Source organism: Pseudoxanthomonas sp. SGNA-20 (genome assembly GCF_003931635.1).
Classification (GTDB): Bacteria; Pseudomonadota; Gammaproteobacteria; order Xanthomonadales; family Xanthomonadaceae; genus Pseudoxanthomonas.
Genome location: NZ_RRYK01000001.1, coordinates 19046 through 36835 on the forward strand (window position 1 = coordinate 19046; position 17790 = coordinate 36835).

18 protein-coding genes and 2 tRNA genes are annotated in these 17790 nt (G+C 71.7%); 12 read left to right on the forward strand and 8 right to left on the reverse strand.

Going from position 1 to position 17790, the window contains the following annotated elements; translation table 11 throughout:
* The first annotated feature begins 6 nt into the window (after positions 1 to 6).
* The 3 genes from EIM48_RS00055 (at position 7) to fdxA (ending at position 2197) form a co-directional block, all read left to right on the forward strand.
* A complete protein-coding gene (locus tag EIM48_RS00055) occupies positions 7 to 912 on the forward strand; it encodes an SMP-30/gluconolactonase/LRE family protein (protein WP_028915424.1) in 906 nt (301 codons plus the stop codon).
* Complete coding sequence (locus EIM48_RS00060) at positions 909 to 1802, forward strand: 2-dehydro-3-deoxygalactonokinase (RefSeq protein WP_028915423.1); 894 nt, start codon at positions 909 to 911, stop codon at positions 1800 to 1802. The genes EIM48_RS00055 and EIM48_RS00060 overlap by 4 nt, the downstream gene beginning before the upstream one ends.
* 71 nt (positions 1803 to 1873) lie before the next feature.
* On the forward strand, positions 1874 to 2197 hold the full coding sequence (fdxA, locus tag EIM48_RS00065) for a ferredoxin FdxA (protein WP_019398762.1): 324 nt from the start codon (positions 1874 to 1876) through the stop codon (positions 2195 to 2197).
* A 266-nt stretch (positions 2198 to 2463) separates the two neighbouring features.
* Here fdxA and EIM48_RS00070 read toward each other — a convergent pair whose 3' ends face one another.
* Both EIM48_RS00070 and dapA read right to left on the reverse strand, forming a co-directional pair.
* Positions 2464 to 2979, reverse strand: a complete 516-nt coding sequence (locus tag EIM48_RS00070; RefSeq protein ID WP_019398761.1) for a hypothetical protein — start codon at positions 2977 to 2979, stop codon at positions 2464 to 2466.
* 27 nt (positions 2980 to 3006) lie between these two features.
* Positions 3007 to 3915: a 4-hydroxy-tetrahydrodipicolinate synthase gene (dapA, locus tag EIM48_RS00075; protein ID WP_037034999.1), complete on the reverse strand. Its 909-nt coding sequence runs from the start codon at positions 3913 to 3915 to the stop codon at positions 3007 to 3009.
* A 95-nt stretch (positions 3916 to 4010) separates the two neighbouring features.
* Between dapA and EIM48_RS00080 the strand changes: the two genes are divergently transcribed.
* The 9 genes from EIM48_RS00080 to EIM48_RS00120 all read left to right on the forward strand — a co-directional run bounded on the left by EIM48_RS00080 (position 4011) and on the right by EIM48_RS00120 (position 11348).
* Positions 4011 to 4640 carry a glycine cleavage system protein R gene (locus EIM48_RS00080; protein WP_026010545.1) on the forward strand — a complete coding sequence of 210 codons (630 nt, stop codon included), beginning with the start codon at positions 4011 to 4013 and terminating at the stop codon, positions 4638 to 4640.
* Positions 4641 to 4657: 17 nt separating this feature from the next.
* Positions 4658 to 5134 (forward strand): peroxiredoxin, encoded by a 477-nt coding sequence (locus EIM48_RS00085; protein ID WP_028915421.1) that lies wholly within the window; start codon positions 4658 to 4660, stop codon positions 5132 to 5134.
* Positions 5135 to 5261: 127 nt separating this feature from the next.
* Positions 5262 to 6662 carry a PhoH family protein gene (locus EIM48_RS00090; RefSeq protein ID WP_019398757.1) on the forward strand — a complete coding sequence of 467 codons (1401 nt, stop codon included), beginning with the start codon at positions 5262 to 5264 and terminating at the stop codon, positions 6660 to 6662.
* A 153-nt stretch (positions 6663 to 6815) separates the two neighbouring features.
* On the forward strand, positions 6816 to 7067 hold the full coding sequence (locus tag EIM48_RS00095) for a helix-turn-helix transcriptional regulator (protein ID WP_028915420.1): 252 nt from the start codon (positions 6816 to 6818) through the stop codon (positions 7065 to 7067).
* Positions 7068 to 7092: 25 nt separating this feature from the next.
* Positions 7093 to 7824, forward strand: a complete 732-nt coding sequence (locus EIM48_RS00100) for a YoaK family protein (protein WP_028915419.1) — start codon at positions 7093 to 7095, stop codon at positions 7822 to 7824.
* Positions 7824 to 9527: a SulP family inorganic anion transporter gene (locus tag EIM48_RS00105; protein ID WP_028915418.1), complete on the forward strand. Its 1704-nt coding sequence runs from the start codon at positions 7824 to 7826 to the stop codon at positions 9525 to 9527. The genes EIM48_RS00100 and EIM48_RS00105 overlap by 1 nt, the downstream gene beginning before the upstream one ends.
* A gap of 36 nt (positions 9528 to 9563) precedes the next feature.
* Positions 9564 to 10373: a bifunctional hydroxymethylpyrimidine kinase/phosphomethylpyrimidine kinase gene (thiD, locus tag EIM48_RS00110; protein ID WP_028915417.1), complete on the forward strand. Its 810-nt coding sequence runs from the start codon at positions 9564 to 9566 to the stop codon at positions 10371 to 10373.
* The gene (locus EIM48_RS00115) at positions 10370 to 11230 is read left to right on the forward strand and encodes an alpha/beta fold hydrolase (protein WP_125110845.1); all 861 of its coding nucleotides are present in this window, start codon (positions 10370 to 10372) and stop codon (positions 11228 to 11230) included. The genes thiD and EIM48_RS00115 overlap by 4 nt, the downstream gene beginning before the upstream one ends.
* A gap of 41 nt (positions 11231 to 11271) precedes the next feature.
* Positions 11272 to 11348: transfer RNA gene (locus EIM48_RS00120), tRNA-Arg, on the forward strand.
* 1007 nt (positions 11349 to 12355) lie between these two features.
* Here EIM48_RS00120 and EIM48_RS00125 read toward each other — a convergent pair.
* The 6 genes from EIM48_RS00125 to recA form a co-directional block, all read right to left on the reverse strand.
* Positions 12356 to 12448 (reverse strand) — tRNA-Ser (locus EIM48_RS00125).
* Between the two features lie 82 nt (positions 12449 to 12530).
* Complete coding sequence (gene csrA / locus EIM48_RS00130; RefSeq protein WP_026010543.1) at positions 12531 to 12737, reverse strand: carbon storage regulator CsrA; 207 nt, start codon at positions 12735 to 12737, stop codon at positions 12531 to 12533.
* Positions 12738 to 12883: 146 nt separating this feature from the next.
* Complete coding sequence (gene alaS / locus EIM48_RS00135) at positions 12884 to 15529, reverse strand: alanine--tRNA ligase (RefSeq protein ID WP_125108317.1); 2646 nt, start codon at positions 15527 to 15529, stop codon at positions 12884 to 12886.
* Positions 15530 to 15695: 166 nt separating this feature from the next.
* Entirely contained in the window at positions 15696 to 16178 is a 483-nt protein-coding gene (gene recX / locus EIM48_RS00140; RefSeq protein WP_125110846.1) for a recombination regulator RecX, read from the reverse strand.
* Positions 16175 to 16591, reverse strand: a complete 417-nt coding sequence (locus EIM48_RS00145; RefSeq protein ID WP_233581603.1) for a TfoX/Sxy family protein — start codon at positions 16589 to 16591, stop codon at positions 16175 to 16177. The genes recX and EIM48_RS00145 overlap by 4 nt, the downstream gene beginning before the upstream one ends.
* A gap of 144 nt (positions 16592 to 16735) precedes the next feature.
* Positions 16736 to 17761, reverse strand: a complete 1026-nt coding sequence (gene recA, locus EIM48_RS00150; RefSeq protein WP_019398747.1) for a recombinase RecA — start codon at positions 17759 to 17761, stop codon at positions 16736 to 16738.
* Between the last annotated feature and the right edge of the window lie 29 nt (positions 17762 to 17790).

The window sequence follows — 17790 nt, forward strand, 5'->3', positions numbered from 1 at the left end:
GAGCCCATGGAACAGAGCCCTCGGCTGGTCGTCGATTCGAAGTGTTCGCATGGCGAAGGCGTGCTCTGGTGCGCCCAGCGCCAGGCCGTGCTGTGGGTCGACATCCATGGCCGGCGCCTGTGGCTGCACCGTCCCGGCGACGGGCTGACCCGCCACTGGGACCTGCCCGACCGCCCCGGCTGCATCGGCCTGGGCCAGGGCAACTCCGTGCTGCTGGTGCTGGCCAGCGCGCTGTACCGCGCTGAAGTGGACGCCGACGCCCCCGGGCCGCTGCAGCTGCGGCACCTGACCGACATCGAGCCGGCCCTGCCCGGCCACCGCAGCAACGACGGCCGCGCCGACCGCCACGGCAACTTCGTGTTCGGCACGATGAACGAGAACCCGGGGCACGCGCCCACCGGCGCCATGTACCAGTACTCGGCGGCCCACGGCCTGCGCCGGTTGCCGCTGGGCGGCATCGGCATCCCCAACTCGATCTGCTTCGCGCACGACGGCCGCACCCTGTACTGGTGCGATACGCAGGCCGGCAGCATCCTCCAGGCCGGGTACGACCCCGACACCGCGCAGGTGGGCGCGCCCTCGCCGGTGGTTGCCGCCGGCGCCGCCGCCGGCTCGCCGGACGGCTCCTGCATCGACGCCGAGGGCCGGATCTGGAACGCGCGCTGGGGCGGCGCCCGCGTGGTCCGCTTCGCCCCCGGCGGCGGGATCGAACGCGAGATCCGGCTGCCGGTGCCGCAGCCCTCGTGCTGCGCGTTTGGCGGCCCCGGGCTGGACACGCTGTACGTGATTACCTCGCCCGAGGGCCTGGACCCCGCCGCGCTGGCGCAGGCGCCCGGCTCCGGCGGCCTGTACGCCCTGGAGCTCGGCCGCCCGCTCGGCCTGCCGGAAAGCCGGGTGGAGCTGCCTGCTTGATCGCGGTCGACTGGGGCGGGAGCAACCTGCGCGCGTATCGCCTCGACGACCATGGCCGGGTGCTGGGGCAGCGCCGCGGCGAGGTCGGCGCACTGGCCTGCGACGGCCAGCACGCGCAGACCCTGGCCGGCGTGATCGGCGACTGGGACGATCCGCTGGTCCTGCTGTGCGGCATGGTCGGCGCGCGCGGCGGCTGGATCGAGGTGCCCTACGTGCCCTGCCCCGCCGGCATCGCGACCCTGGCCGCGGGCATGGTCGAGCTGGGCACTCACGCCGGCGACGCCTTGCGCGGCCGCCGGCTGTGGTGCGTGCCAGGCATGGCCGACCATCGCGGCGCCGCCGCCGACGTGATGCGCGGCGAGGAAACCCAGGTCGCCGGCCTGCTCGCGCAGCTGGGCCCCGGCCGCCACGACGTCTGCCTGCCCGGCACCCACAGCAAGTGGGTGCGGGTCGAGGACGGCGCCATCACCGGCATTTCCACCGCGCTGACCGGCGAGCTTTACGGCCTGCTGCGCCGGCACAGCATCCTCGCGCGCAGCATGCCGGCGACCGAACCGCCGCTGGACCCGGCCGCGTTCGACGCCGGCCTGGCCGCGGCGCGCGCCGGCGGCGGCCTGCTGCACGACCTGTTCGGCGTGCGCACCGCGGCCCTGTTCGCGCGCTTCGAGGCCGAGGCCCTGCCCTCTTACCTCTCCGGGCTACTGGTCGGCCACGAACTGCAGCCGGCCCTGGCCGGCGCCGCGGACGGCCCGGCGCACCTGGTCGGCAGCGATGCGCTGCTGGAACGCTACGCCCGCGCCCTGTCCGCGCACGGCCGCACCGTGCAGCGCCACCGCGAGGACCTGGCCGCGCTGGGCCTTTACCGCCTGGCCCGCGCGCGCTTCGGCTGAGCCCCGGCGCGACGCGCCCACCCCCGCTGGATTAGAATGGCGCGTTTCCTGAAGCTTCCATTGGTCCACCCATGCCTTTCGTCGTCACCGAGAACTGCATCAAGTGCAAGTACACCGACTGCGTGGAGGTGTGCCCGGTGGACTGTTTCCACGAAGGCCCGAACTTCCTGGTGATCGACCCGGACGAGTGCATCGACTGCACCCTGTGCGAGCCGGAATGCCCCGCCAACGCGATCTTCCCCGAGGATGACGTGCCGGCCGGCCAGGAAGGCTTCGTCGCGCTCAATGCCGAACTGTCCAAGGCCTGGCCGGTGATCACCGTGCGCAAGGAACCGCTGCCGGATGCCGCCGAGTGGGACGGCAAGCCGGACAAGCTCAAGCTGCTGGAGCGCTGAGGCGCTTGCCGGCCGCGCCGGCGGCGCGGCCCACGACATCGCGATGCCGCCGGCCATGCACCACGCCGGCCGCCAGGGCTTCCTGCAGGAAGAAACGTCCGCCCCCGTGCAGAGGGCGGCATCCGCGCCGGAAACGCCATGCGCCCGCTTTGCCGGCGCGCGCCCTGGCGTCGCCGCGACGCAGGCCCGGGGGCCAGAGGCTTCCCGCGCGGCGCGGAAACGCCGTGGCCCGCGCCGCGACCGGCGCGGGCCACGTGATACGGCAATCAGCGGGCCAGCGTGGCCTGCAGCGAGGCGATCACCTGGACCGCCGCCGGGCTGGTGGCGGCCACGCCGCGCGGATCGACCGCCGACACGTACGCGCCGCCGCGTACCGCGGCCACGCGCACCAGGAAGCTCTCGCCCTGGTAGCTGACGTCGTAGCTGCCCAGCAGCTGGGCGCGGTTGCTGATGCTCAGGCCCTCGATCGCCTCCAGGGCGGCACCGACGCGTTCGAACACCTGGTCGCGCTGGCCGCCGGCGACGGTGAAGCCGCTCTGCGAATCGGCCGGCGCGGCCGGCAGCTGCGCCGGGCTGCCGCCCGGCGACGGCACCGCCATGGCGCCGGAGGTATCCGGCAGGTCCAGGTCCGGCGGCACTTCCAGCGGGCGCTGCTCGGCGTTGAGCGCGTAGTCGCCGCGCGGCCCCTTGCGGAAGACCTTGCAGCCGCCCAGCGAGGCAACCACGGTGACGCCCAGCAGCAGAGCCGCGGAAATGCGCACGAAACGTGAGGAACGGGACATCGGCAATGCTCTCCGGATGGGTCTTGGTCAGGCCGCCAGCGTAGTGCAGCGGCAGTGTGCTTCGAGTTCGGCGGCCAGTGCGGCCATGCGCGCGGCCTCGTCGTGGTGCCGTTCAGACAGCGGCAGCAGCGGCAGGCGCAGGCCCTGCCCGTAGCCGGCGGCGCGCAGCAGGGCCTTGACCGGGATCGGGTTGGGCTCGATCCCGCAGAAGGCATGCAGCGGCGCCAGCCGCGCATCCCAGTCGGCGGCCGCGCCAGGGTCGCCGGCCCGGGCCAGGTCGCACAGGCGACGGTAGGCGGCCGGGGCAATGTTGGAACCGACCGAGACCAGGCCATGCGCGCCGGACAGCATGGCCCGCGCGGCGCTGCCGTCGTCGCCGCTGAGCACGGTGAAGTGCGCGCCGGACAGCGCGACCAGGGCCTGGATGCGGGCCGGATCGGCCACCGCTTCCTTGATCGCCACGATGTTCTCGTGCCCGGCCAGTTCGGCCACCGTTTCCGCCAGCAGGTCGCAGGCAGTGCGCGCGGGCACGTTGTACAGGACCAGCGGCAGCCCGCCCTGCCCGGCCACCGCACGGTAATGCGCGAGCAGCCCGGCCTGGGTGGCGCGCACGTAGGGGGGCGTCACCACCAGGGCCGCATCCACCCCGGCCGCCGCGGCGCGGCGGGTGCGGGCGATGGTCGCGGCGGTGCCGGACTGGCCGGTGCCGGCGATGACCGGCACGCGCCCGGCCACGGTTTCCACGGCCACCTGCAGCAGGGCGTCGTACTCGGCGTCGTCGAGCATCGCCGCCTCGCCGGTGGAGCCGGCCACGACCAGGCCCTGCGCGCCCGCGGCCAGCTGCCACTGCAGCAGCCGGCGCCAGGCGTCGAAATCGATGGCGCCGTTGCCGTCGAAGGGGGTGGCAAGCGCGGTGATCAGGCCGGTGGGGTGCAAGCCGGTTTCGCTCTGGATTCTGCGGCGCAAGCGCATGTCGCGGGGCCGCCTGAAGGAGGCCCGATCATACTTGCGGCCTCAAAGCACGGGCAAGTATGCTGGCCCGGCGGCGCGCCCCCTGTCGGCGCGCCTTCCAGCATGTGAAAACACCCGCGGAAGCCTCCTTGACCGACACCCCACAGCGGCCTTCGCCGAACGAAAACCACCTCCTGATCAACGCCTACACGACGCATCCGGAGTCCCCGCTGCTGCCGGTGACCCGCCGGATCGCCGACAGCGGCTGCAACCTGGTCGATGCCCGCCTGGCCACCGTCGGCCGCGACGTGTCGATGACCGCGCTGGCGGTGGGCTCGTGGGACGCGGTGGCGAAGCTGGAGGCGATGCTCGGCCGGCTGGAGCGGGAGGAAGGGCTCAAGCTCAACTGGTACCGCACCGCTGCCAAGCAGGTGCAGTCCAACCTGCTGCCCTACATCGTGGAAGTGGTGGCCGCCGACAAGCCGGGCATCCTGTTCCAGCTGGCGGACTTCTTCGACCGCCAGGGCATCACCATCGAGAACCTGCAGAGCACCCGCTACCGCGCCATGCAGACCGGCGCGGAGATGTTCTCGGCGCAGGTCACCATCGGCGTGCCGGCGAACATGCACATCGCCGCGCTGCGCGACGACTTCCTCGAGTTCTGCGACCACCTGAACCTCGACGCGATCATGGATCCGATGAAGTTCTGAGGGGCACGAACGGCACGATGAAACCCGCCAAGCTCGACCGCGCCACCCTCAAGCTGCCGCTGGCCCTGTCCGGCGGCGGCAGCGCCACCCTCGCCGACTACGCCGGCCGCTGGCTGGTGCTGTACTTCTACCCGAAGGACAGCACCCCCGGCTGCACCACCGAGGGCCTGGACTTCAACGCCCTGCTGCCGCAGTTCCGGGAGCTGGGGGCGGACGTGCTGGGCGTGTCGCGCGACTCGGTGAAGTCGCACGACAACTTCTGCGCGAAGCAGGGCTTCCGGTTCCCGCTGGTCAGCGACGGCGACGAGGCGCTGTGCCGCGCCTTCGACGTGATCCACGAGAAGAACATGTACGGGCGCAAGGTCATGGGCGTGGTGCGCAGCACCTTCCTGATCTCGCCCGACCACCGCATCGCGCGGGAATGGCGCGGGGTCAAGGTCCCCGGCCACGCCCAGGCGGTGCTGGACGCACTGAAGGCCGAAACCGGCAAGTGACCCGCCCATCCTTCCATGCCGACCGTCGCCCTGCCCCGCAGGCCGCGACGGCTCGCCCCTGTCCGGCGTCCGGCCCCGGCCGGTCCGCCACCCTCGCCCGTTCCGCACCAGCCACCAGGAACCCACGATGACCCGAGGCAAGCGCATCTACGTGCTGGACACCAACGTGCTGATGCACGATCCCACCGCGCTGTTCAAGTTCGAGGAGCACGACATCTACCTGCCGATGCAGGTCATCGAGGAGCTGGACAACGCCAAGAAGGGCACCTCCGAGGCCAGCCGCAACGCGCGCCAGGTCAGCCGCTTCCTCAACGACCTGGTGGAAAGCGCCGGCATGCAGCGCCTGGATGGCGGGGTGCCGCTGAGCCAGCCCAACGGCCTGCAGCTGCGCGGGCGCCATGCCGCCGGCTTGCTGCGCTTCCAGACCAGCCACTTCGAGGCCGGCAAGAGCTTCGGCGCGGTGATCCCGGACAACGCCATCCTCGGCGCGATCCTGGCGCTGAAGGAGGTCACTCCGCCGGAGATCCCGGTGGTGTTCGTGTCCAAGGACATCAACCTGCGGATCAAGGCGGCGATCGCGGGCATCGTGTCGGAGGACTACGAGAACGACCGCGCCCTGGACGACTTCAGCCTGCTGTTCACCGGCGCCACCGAGCTGCCGGCGGACTTCTGGAAGCGCCACTCGGCCGACCTGCGCTCCTGGTCCGACCGCGGCCGCACCTGCTACGAGGTGGAGCTGCGCGAGGACGAGGACTGGTACCCCAACCAGTTCCTGTACCTGCCCGGCGAGGACGAGGTCGAACTGCGCGTGGCCAGCGTCGAAGGCGGCCGCGCGGTGCTGGCCCTGGTGGACGACTACCGCCACGGCCAGCACGCGGTGTGGGGCATCACCGCGCGCAACCGCGAGCAGAACTTCGCGCTCAACGCGCTGATGGACCCCGAGATCGACTTCGTCACCCTGCTCGGCACCGCCGGGACCGGCAAGACCCTGCTGGCGCTCGCCGCCGGCCTGGCCCAGACCATGGACCAGCAGCGCTACCGCGAGATCATCATGACCCGCGCCACGGTCAGCGTCGGCGAGGACATCGGCTTCCTGCCCGGCACCGAGGAGGAAAAGATGACCCCGTGGATGGGCGCGCTGACCGACAACCTGGAAGTGCTGACCCACAACCAGGAAGGCGGCGCCTGGGGCCGAGCCGCGACCAACGACCTGCTCGCCTCGCGGATCAAGATCCGCTCGATGAACTTCATGCGCGGCCGCACCTTCCTCTCGCGCTACCTGATCCTGGACGAGGCGCAGAACCTCACGCCCAAGCAGATGAAGACCCTGATCACCCGTGCCGGCCCCGGCACCAAGATCGTCTGCCTGGGCAACGTCGAGCAGATCGACACCCCGTACCTGACCGAGACCACCTCCGGCCTGACCTACGCCGTGGACCGCTTCAAGGCCTGGCCGCACAGCGCCCACATCACCCTGCGCCGCGGCGAGCGCTCGCGCCTGGCCGATTTCGCCTCCGAGGTGCTCTGAGCCCCCCCTCTCCCCGGGGAGCGGGGACAGGGGAGCCGGGCGCCCGGCAACGCCTTTCCGGCCAGCTCCGGGCAGCGACCAGGTGATGCATGGGACATCACCTGGCAAGCCCCAGGCTTGCATAGGCATGGCTGGAGGGGGACCATTGCATCCATGATCACCGCTGCCCAGATGCGGGCCGCCCGCGCCCTGCTCGGCATCGACCAGCGCCAGCTGGCCGCGCTGGCCGGCGTGTCCCTGCCCACGATCCAGCGCATGGAAGCCAGCGAAGGCACCGTGCGCGGAGTGGTCGGTACCCTGACCAAGGTGGTCAGCGCGCTCAACGCGGCCGGCGTCGAACTGATCGGCGAGGACCAGCCCAGCACGGGCCGGGGGCGTGGCGTGCGCCTCAGGGAGCCGGCCTGATGCCCCGGGAGCCCCGCCGAGCGGCATGAACACGCGGCTGCCACGCTGGGTCTGGGTCGGCGCGATCACCCTCGCCGGGATTGCCGGCATGGTGAATGCGGTCGGCTTCCTCGGTTTCGAGCACCTGGCCGTCAGCCACGTCACCGGCACCACCACCCAGCTGGGCACGGCGCTGGCGGACGGCAACTGGCGCGGCGTGCGCCACCTGTGGGCGGTGCTGATCGCCTTCAGCCTGGGCGCCATGCTCAGCGGCCTGATCATCCAGGACAGCACCCTGCGCCTGGGCCGGCGCTACGGCGTGGCCTTGGCCCTGGAGGCGGCGCTGCTGCTGGCGGCGATCCCGCTGTTCCTGCGCCAGCAGCTCAACGGCGCGCTGCTGGCGGCGATGGCCTGTGGCCTGCAGAACGCGATGGTGACCACCTACAGCGGCGCGGTGGTGCGCACCACCCACCTGTCGGGCATGTTCACCGACCTGGGCATCGGCCTGGGCCACCTGCTGCGCGGCCTGCCGCTGCCGATGCGCCGGCTGACGCTGAGCGGCCTGATCATCAGCGGCTTCCTCTGCGGCGGTATCCTCGGCACCTGGGGCTTCCGCGCGTTCGGCTACCACGCCCTGGCGATCCCGGCCGCGCTGACCGGCGCAACCGGCATCGGCTACGTGATCTACCGCAACCATGCACTGCGCCTGCTGCGCCAGCCGGGCAGCACGCCCGACGACAGCGGCGCCCCGGAACGGGAACATCGACGGGAGGGGTAATGGACGCCACCCGGCTGCGCACCTACCTGCAGCAGTTCGAACCCAAGCTGTGGACCACCCTGCGCGAGGGTTACACCCTCCAGCACCTGCGCGCGGACGCGCTTGCCGGCCTGACCGTGGCCATCGTCGCCCTGCCGCTGGCCATGGCCCTGGCGATCGCTTCCGGCACCACGCCGGAGAAAGGCCTGCATACGGCGATCATCGCCGGCTTCCTGATCTCGGCCCTCGGCGGCTCGCGGGTGCAGATCGGCGGACCGACCGCTGCCTTCATCCCGGTGGTATTCGTGGTCATCCAGAAATTCGGCTACGGCGGGCTGATCCTGTGCACCCTTCTGGCCGGACTGATGCTCATCGCCGCCGGGCTGCTGCGCCTGGGCACGCTGATGAAATACATGCCGCAGCCGGTGATCACCGGCTTCACGGCCGGCATCGCGGTGAGCATCTTCTCCTCGCAGGTCAAGGATGCGCTGGGCCTGCAGATGGAGGAGGTACCGGCGGAATTCGTCGAGCGCTGGAGCGCCTACGCCCGACACTTCGCCACCACCCAGCCGGCCACCGTGGCCATGACCGTGCTCGGCCTGGTGGTGATCGTCGGCCTGCGTTACTGGAAGCCGAAGTGGCCGGGTTTCCTGGTCGCGCTGCTGGTGTGCACGGCGGCGACCACGCTGTTCGCCCTGCCCACCGATACCATCGGCAGCCGCTTCGGCGAACTGCCCACGGCCCTGCCCGCGTTCGACTTCCCGCGCATCCCCTTCGAGCGCACCTTCGAGCTGCTGCCCAGCGCCTTCACCATCGCCTTCCTGGCCGGCGTCGAGTCGCTGCTGTCGGCGGTGGTGGCCGATGGCATGACCGGCGGCCGCCACCGCTCCAACGGCGAGCTGGTCGCGCAGGGCGTGGCCAACGCAGCCTCGGCGCTGTTCGGCGGCCTGCCGGCCACCGGCGCGCTGGCGCGCACCGCCACCAACATCCGCGCCGGCGCGCGCTCGCCGGTGTCGGGCATGCTGCATGCCGGCTACCTGCTGCTGTTCATGCTGCTGCTGGCGCCGCTGATGCGCTACGTGCCGCTGGCCGCGCTGGCCGCGGTGCTGCTGGTGGTGGCCTGGAACATGAGCGAGTACGAGCACTTCCGCACCACCCTGTCGGCGCCGTGGGGCGACCGCGTGGTGCTGCTGCTGACCTTCCTGCTGACCGTGTTCTTCGACCTGACCGTGGCGATCGAGGCCGGCGTGGTGGTGGCGGCGCTGGTGTTCATGTACCGCATGTCCGAATCGGTCGAGATCAGCTCCGGGGTGCGCATGACCGACGACGACCTGGACGAGGCCGCCGCCCGCGCCCGCGACGAACAGCAGCGCCTGCGTCTGCCGCGCGGCGTGGAGGCCTACCAGATCGGCGGCCCGCTGTTCTTCGGCGCGGCCAACCGCCTGGACAGCCTGCTCGACCAGTTCTTCGAGAAGCCGAAGGTGCTGGTCCTGCGCATGCGCCTGGTGCCGGTGATCGACGCCAGCGGCGTGCACGCGCTGCGCAAGCTGGCCGAGCGCTGCCAGCGCGAGGGCATCGTGCTGATCCTCTCCGGCCTGCGCGACCAGCCCAACCGGGTGGTCGCGCAGATGGGCCTGGACGGCGGTGCCGGCGGCCTGCACCTGGCCTCCAACTTCGACCGCGCGCTGAAGCTGGCGCAGTCCCTGGTGGCTGCGCGCGGCTGAGCCCACGCCGCGCGCCGGGCACGGCACAATGGGCGCATGCAGACCCCATCCGTGATCTCCGCCCTGACCATCGCCGGCTCCGACTCCGGCGGCGGCGCCGGCATCCAGGCCGACCTGAAGGCGTTCGCCGCGCACGGCGTGCACGGCCTGTCGGCGCTGGCCGCGCTGACCGCGCAGCACACCCGCGGCGTGACCGCGGTGCACGTGCCACCGCTGGAATTCCTGCAGGCCCAGATCGATGCCTGCTTCGACGACTTCGACATCCGCGTGGTCAAGCTGGGCATGCTGGCCAACGCCGCCGTGATCGAGGCGGTGGCCGACGCGCTCGAGCGCCACCGCCCGCCACACCTGGTGGTCGATCCGGTGATGGTCGCCACCAGCGGCGCGCGCCTGCTGGAGGAGGACGCGCTGCACGCGCTGCGCACGCGCCTGCTGCCACTGGCCACGGTGATCACGCCCAACCTGCCCGAGGCCGAGCTGCTGCTGGGCCGCAGGATCGCCGACCTCGACGCCATGGCCGGGGCCGCCACCGCGCTGCGCGCGCTTGGCGCCGCGGCGGTGCTGCTCAAGGGCGGCCACCTGCCCGGCAGCGGCGACGTGGTGGACATCCTGGTCGACGCCCAGGGCGAACAGCGCACGGCGCACCCGCGCCTGCAGGGCGAGGCGCACGGTACCGGCTGCACCCTGGCCTCGGCGGTGGCCGCGAACCTGGCCCGCGGCCTGCCGCTGCGCGAGGCCTGCCGCCAGGCCACCGACTACGTGCACGCCGCGCTGCGCGCCGGCTCGCGTCCCGGCCGCGGCGACGTGCTGGTGCTGGACCACTTCGCCGTCCTTCCCGGCCGATGAGCGAACCGACCACGGTCGAACAGGTCCTCGCCGCCGCCGACGGCCACCGCTGGACGCTGGCCCGCGTCGCCCCGCCGCAGCCGCGCGCGCGGCTGCTGTGGCTGCCGGCGCTGGGCGTGGCCGCGCGCCACTACCTGCCATTGGCCGCGGCGCTGGCCGCGCACGGCATCGCCGTGCACCTGCACGAATGGCGCGGCAACGGCAGCAGTTCGCTGCGGCCCTCGCGCGAACGGGACTGGGGCTACGCCGAGCTGCTGAGCCGCGACCTGCCGGCAAGCCTGGACGCGGTGCCCGGCGACGCACCGCTATGGCTTGGCGGCCACAGCCTCGGCGGCCAGCTGGCCTGCTGCCTGGCCGGGCTGCATCCGCAGCGCATTGCCGGCCTGGCCCTGGTCGCCAGCGGCACGCCGTACTGGCGCAGCTTCCCCGCGCCGCGGCGCTGGCTGCTGCCACTGGCCTACCGCCTGCTACCGTGGCTGGCGCGACACCAGGGCGTGCTGCACGGACGCCGCCTGGGCTTCGGCGGCACCGAGGCGCGAGGCCTGATCGCCGACTGGGCCGCGGTGGGCCGCAGCGGACGCTACGCCGCCGCCGGCACCACGCTGGACCTGGAAGCCGGCATGGCTGCACTGCAGCTCCCTGTGCAGGCGGTGGTGCTGGCCGACGACTGGCTGGGTCCGGCCTCGTCGCTGCACGGACTGCTGGCGCACCTGCCGCGCGCGCAGGCCGGAATCGTCGTGCTCGACCAGCAACAGCTGCAGGTCCGCGCCGACCATTTCAGCTGGATGCGCAGCCCCGGGACGGTGGCCTCAACCCTCGCGGAAAAAATTTTCGACCAGACGCAAAAAAGGTGTTGACGACCCTGCCCCACCCACGCATAATTTCGCGCCTCAGCAGCGCGCCCGTAGCTCAGCTGGATAGAGTACCTGGCTACGAACCAGGCGGTCGGGAGTTCGAATCTCTCCGGGCGCGCCATTTTTCAAGGACCGTCGACTTTACCGTCGACGGTCTTTTTTTTGCCCCGCGCACCGCATGCAAGCCACGGACCCGCGCGAGGCCTGGTCGACGCGGCACGCGCACACGGGCCACACGCCAGCCACTTCCGCGCAGGCGCCCGTCGATATCCGCGGCACGCGACAAAGCCCGCAGGCCTGGCACGGAAGCAACACCAGTGGCGCAGCCTCCGGAGCGACGACAGCCTGCTGCAAGCAGGCAATCCCCATGTGCGGCCGCCCGCACACGTACGCGCCAGGTCCACCATCGCCGCAGCGCGCCCTGGCGACCATGACTGCACAAGGAAGCGTCTGCGGAGCACGGCTCTGGCCGCAACATGCCACCCGCGGCTCGATGCCGGGCATGCGGCCGGCGCGGCGGACAGGCGTCGCGTGCCCCACGGACCGGCACGAGGCCATCGGGAATCCCGCAGCCACAGGACAACAGGCGCACGAAGCGGCCGCGCCGGCGACCCCCGACCAGCCATTGGCCAGTCCATCAACTGGCACCGCTGCGGTCCTTGCGCGAACCCGCGGACATGCGGACCGGTCCAGGGCACCGCCCGCCACGCGATGCCAGCGCAGCGGCAACGGCAGCACGCCACCTCCATGCCTCGCCACCCTCGCGCCCTGCACCTGCACCCCCCGCCCGGCGCCGCCCCTTCCAGCCACCAGCCGGCCCATGGACGGCAGGCGCACGCAGCACACCAGAACCTCGTGGCGCGGTGGAGTGACGGCACAAAGGCGTGACAACGTGGGCAGGCGCGCCGGCACGGCCGGGAGGGCTCACGCCCTGCCATCACCGCCGTGCGTCGCGCCATCCGTCACTGCGGCCATGTCCGCACGCCGGCTGCTCCTTGCTGGCCGGTGTGCACCAGCCGTCGCGGCTGGCCGCGACGCGCAGGATGGATGCATCCGAGCCGCAACCAGGCGCCATGAGGCATTCGGGAAAAGAAAAAGCCCGCGAGCAGGTCGCGGGCTTTCGGGATCTGGCGGAGTGAGAGGGATTCGAACCCTCGATAGAGCTTTTGACCCTATACTCCCTTAGCAGGGGAGCCCCTTCGGCCTCTCGGGCATCACTCCGTTGGAGCCCGCCGCGCTGCACCAGCGCTGCGGGCCGCGCAAGGATACAGCCTGCGCACGTGCCCGGCAAACACTTCCTGCGTCATTCGCCGGAAGCGCCCTCGTCCTGGGCGTCGGCGGGCGATTCACCGCGCTGGATGCGCTGGTAGATCTCCTCGCGGTGCACGGCGACGTCCTTCGGCGCGGTGATGCCAATCCGCACCTGGTTTCCCTTGACCCCGAGCACGGTAACGGTGATCGAATCACCGATCATCAAGGTCTCGCCTACACGGCGGGTCAGAATCAACATTTTCGTTCTCCATGGCGTCGGCGGCCTCTCGGTGCCGACGCAGGGCTTCGGGTGAAGCCGCGCGCATCCGGTGTGCAGCGTCGGGGTCGGTGGATCGTACTGCCCGCCCTACGGTGCGGCAAGCGCGTGGCCGACTGTCAGCTGACTCAGGCAATACGCTCGGCAACCCACGCAGGCACGTCGGCAAGGGCAGGCGCAAGGGCGGGCCCGTCCTCGCCACCACCCTGGGCGAGGTCCGGGCGGCCACCGCCCTTGCCTCCAATACGACCGGCGACATGCGAAAGAAGTTCGCCGGCCTTGATCCGCCCCGTTGCGCTGCCGTTCACGCCGGCGACCAGGGCGACCTTGCCCCCCTGCGCGCCGGCCAGCAGCACCACCGTGTCGCCAAGCTGCTGCTTGAGGCGGTCCACCGCCTCGCGCAGGCCCTTGGCGTCGATGCCTTCCAGGCGCGCGGCCAGCACCTTGATGCCGGACACGTCCACCGCCGAACCGGCCAGGTCGGCGGCGGCGCTGCTGGCGGCCTTGGCCTTGATCGATTCCAGCTCGCGCTCCAGCTTGCGGATGCGCTCGGCCATCGCGCGCGCGCGATCGACCACGTCGCCGCGGCTGCCGCCCAGCAGCGAGGCCGCCTCGTCCAGCGCGCGGCCCTCGCCGGCCACGTGGTCCAGCGCGGCCTGGCCGGTGAGCGCCTCGACGCGGCGCACGCCGGCGGACACGCCGCCTTCGCTGACGATCTTGAACAGGCCGATGTCGCCGGTGCGCGCGACATGGGTGCCGCCGCACAGCTCCACCGAGTCGCCCATCTTCACCACGCGCACACGCTCGCCGTACTTCTCGCCGAACAGCGCCATCGCGCCCATGTCCAGCGCGTCCTGGATGGCCATCTGCTGGATCACCACCGGATGGTTGGCGCGCACCTCGGCGTTGACCATGCGCTCGATCCGCGCCAGCTCCTCGGCCGACACCGGCTGGAAGTGCGAGAAGTCGAAGCGCAGGCGGTCCGGCGCCACCAGCGAGCCCTTCTGCTGCACGTGGGTGCCCAGCAGCCCGCGCAGGGCGCCGTGCAGCAGGTGGGTGGCGGAGTGGTTGAGCACGATCGCGCGGCGGCGCTCGGCATCGACCGCGCCGCGCAGCACCTGGCCAAGCTTCAGCCCGCCCTCGAGCACGCGCACGAAGTGGCCGTGGAACTGGCCGGCGAACTTCTGGGTGTCGGTGACCTGCAGCTTCGCGCCCTCGCCCTCCAGCACGCCGGTGTCGCCGACCTGGCCACCGGACTCGGCGTAGAACGGGGTGCGGTCCAGCAGCACGATCGCCTCCTCGCCGGCGGCGATGGCCTCAACCGGACGGCCGTCGTGCAGCAGGGCGACGATCTTCATGCCCTCGGCCTCGAGCGCGTCGTAGCCCAGGAACACGGTCGGCTCCAGGGTGGCGACCAGCTCGGCCGGCAGCTGCACGCCGCCGCCGAACTTGCCGGCCGCGCGCGCGGTCTCGCGCTGCTGCTCCATCGCCGCCTCGAACCCGTCCACGTCCACGGTCAGGCCGCGCTCGCGCGCGATGTCCTGGGTCAGGTCCAGCGGGAAGCCATAGGTGTCGTACAGGCGGAACGCGTCCACGCCCGGGATCACGCCGCTGGCCTGAGACGCGACTTCCTCGAAGATCTTCATGCCGGCGTCGAGGGTCTCGGCGAAGCGCTCCTCCTCGGCCCTGAGAGCGCGCTCGACGGTGTCGCGCGCGGCCGGCAGCTCGGGATAGGCCTGGCCCATCTGCTCGACCACCGCGTCCACCAGCTTGTGGAAGAACGGCTGGCGCACGCCCAGCATCCAGCCGTGGCGCAGCGCGCGACGGATGATCCGGCGCAGCACGTAGCCGCGGCCCTCGTTGGAGGGCAGCACGCCGTCCACGATCAGGAACGCGCTGGCGCGGATGTGGTCGGCGATCACGCGCAGCGACTTGTTCTCCAGGTCGGAGGTGCCGGTCAGCTCCGCGGTGCGGCGGATCAGCGCCTGGAACAGGTCGATCTCGTAGTTGCTGTGCACGTGCTGCAGCACCGCCGCCAGGCGCTCCAGGCCCATGCCGGTGTCCACGCACGGCGCCGGCAGCGGCACCAAGGTGCCGTCGGGCTGGCGGTCGAACTGCATGAACACCAGGTTCCAGATCTCGATGAAGCGGTCGCCGTCCTCGTCCGGCGAGCCCGGGGGGCCGCCGGCGATGTGCTCGCCGTGGTCGTAGAAGATCTCGGTGCACGGGCCGCAGGGGCCGGTGTCGGCCATCTGCCAGAAGTTGTCCGAGGCGTACGGCGCGCCCTTGTTGTCGCCGATGCGGATGATGCGGTCCTCGGGCAGGCCGACCTGGTCGCGCCAGATCGCGTAGGCCTCGTCGTCGGTGTGGTAGACCGTGACCAGCAGGCGCTCGGCCGGCAGCTTCCACACGCCGGTCAGCAGTTCCCAGGCCCAGGCGATCGCTTCCTTCTTGAAGTAGTCACCGAAGGACCAGTTGCCCAGCATCTCGAAGAAGGTGTGGTGGCGGGCGGTGTAGCCGACCGAATCGAGGTCGTTGTGCTTGCCGCCGGCACGCAGGCAGCGCTGGACGTCGGCCGCGCGCACGTAGCTGCGCTTTTCCGCGCCCAGGAACACGTCCTTGAACTGGACCATGCCCGAGTTGGTGAACAGCAGGGTCGGGTCGTTGCCCGGCACCAGCGGCGCGGACGGCACGATGGTGTGGCCCTTGCCCTTGAAGAACTCGAGGAAATCGCTGCGGATGCGCGCGGTGGTATACGGGGTGGTGGGGGTCATCTGGCTTCGGCTGGCGGACGGGTCCGGGCCGGGACGCGCCTGGCGCGCCCGGACGGACGGGAAATCAACCGGTAAAGGGTATCAGAGCGCGGCCTCCGGCCGGCGGAACGCGGGGCCCTCCCCTGTCCGCCAGGCCCTGGCGCGGCCCGCGAGCGCCGGCCTGGCCTCAGTCGTCCGGATCCCAGCGGGTGGCGGCGCGGATGGCCTCGCCGTCGAATCCGCGGCGGGCCAGCAGGTCGGCCGCCTTGCGTCGCTGGGCCAGGTCGGCCGGGCCGGCGGGCCCGAAGCGGCGCCGGACCAGGTCGCGGGCCAGCTCGGTCCAGTCGCCCTCGAAGCCGTCCATGGCGGTGGCGACCACCTCGCCGGGCAGGCCATGGGTGCCCAGTTCGGCGCGGATGTACAGCGGCCCGTAGCCGGCATTGGCGCGGCTGCGGACCAGGAATTCGGCGAACCGGGCATCGTCCTGCCAGCCCTCCCCGGCCAGGCGCTCCACCGCGGCCGAGGCCTCCTCGGCGTCCACTCCGCGGGCGGTCAGCTTGCGGGTCAGCTCCCGGCGCGAGTGCTCGCGCCGCACCAGCAGGCCCAGGGCGCGCTGCACCGGGGTCTGCGGGGTGCGCGGCTTGCGGCGGGAGGGGGAGTCTTCGGTCATCGGAGCTGGCAGTGGATGGCGCCGGGACGGGGCTCAGGGGCGGTCGGGCGGTCGCGCGGATGGCCTGCGCGAGGCAGCGAACTTCGCCGTGCCGCGGGCAGGCCGGGGTGCGGGCAGCGGCAACGCGGCGGCGGTCGCCCGCAGCAGGCGCCGCAGCAGCTCCGGCTCCTCCAGGGCCCATCCAGCCGCAGCCAGGGCCTGGCGCCGGGGTACGGCGGGGCCTCGCTGGCGTCCGGCAGCAGCGCGCGTGCCTCGGCGGTGGGCTTGAGGAGCAGCTGGTTGTCGGCGGCGACGGCGACGAAGCGGCCGTCCAGGTAGAACCCGTACTCGCCAAACATGCGGCGCGCGGCCAGCGCGGCGCCCAGTCCGGCCTGTTCCAGCACGTATTGAAGGAACTGCGGATCGGTGGCCATCGCCTCCTCCTTTCCGGCCGGCCTGCGTCCCGTCGCGCCGCCCAGGTTGCGCCATCCCTGGCACCGGACCTCCTGGATGGGGAACCGTTCCCCGCCGGCGCGTCACTGACAGCACGCCGGCAGGGAACGGAGAGACGGGTGGACTCAGTCCGCGGCGTCCTCGTCGCGGGCGGCCTCGGCCGGCTGGAACTTCTCGCGCAGCTCGGCTTCGAGCTTGGCCGCGACCTCGGGGTTCTCGCGCAGGTACTGGCGCGCGTTGTCCTTGCCCTGGCCGATGCGCTCGGAGCCGTAGCTGTACCAGGCGCCGGACTTCTCCACGAGCTTGGCTTCCACGCCCATGTCGATCAGCTCGCCCTCGCGGCTGATGCCCTCGCCGTACAGGATCTCGGTGACGATCTGCTTGAACGGGGGCGCCAGCTTGTTCTTGACCACCTTGACCCGGGTCTGGTTGCCGATGATCTCGTCGCCCTTCTTGATCGAGCCGATGCGGCGGATGTCCAGGCGCACCGAGGCGTAGAACTTCAGCGCATTGCCGCCGGTGGTGGTTTCCGGGCTCTGGCCCGGCATCATCACGCCGATCTTCATGCGCAGCTGGTTGATGAAGATCACCAGGGTGTTGGAGCGCTTGATGTTGCCGGTCAGCTTGCGCAGCGCCTGGCTCATCAGGCGGGCCTGCAGGCCGGGCAGCTGGTCGCCCATCTCGCCCTCGATTTCCGCCTTCGGGGTCAGCGCGGCGACCGAATCCACCACCAGGATGTCGACCGAGCCGGAGCGCACCAGCATGTCGGCGATTTCCAGCGCCTGTTCGCCGGTATCCGGCTGCGACAGCAGCAGGTCGTCGACGTTCACGCCCAGCTTGGCGGCGTAGATCGGATCCAGCGCGTGCTCGGCGTCGATGAAGGCGGCGGTGCCGCCCTGCTTCTGGCACTCGGCGATGGCCTGCAGGGTCAGGGTGGTCTTGCCCGAGGACTCCGGGCCGTAGATCTCGACCACGCGGCCCTTGGGCAGGCCGCCGATGCCCAGGGCGATGTCCAGCATCAGCGAGCCGGTCGGCACGACCTCCACCGGTTCGACCACGCGGTCGCCCATGCGCATCACCGAGCCCTTGCCGAACTGCTTCTCGATCTGGCTGAGGGCCGCCGCGAGGGCGCGCTTCTTGTTCTCGTCCATCTGGGTGTGTCCTCGGTGTCAGTGAGTGT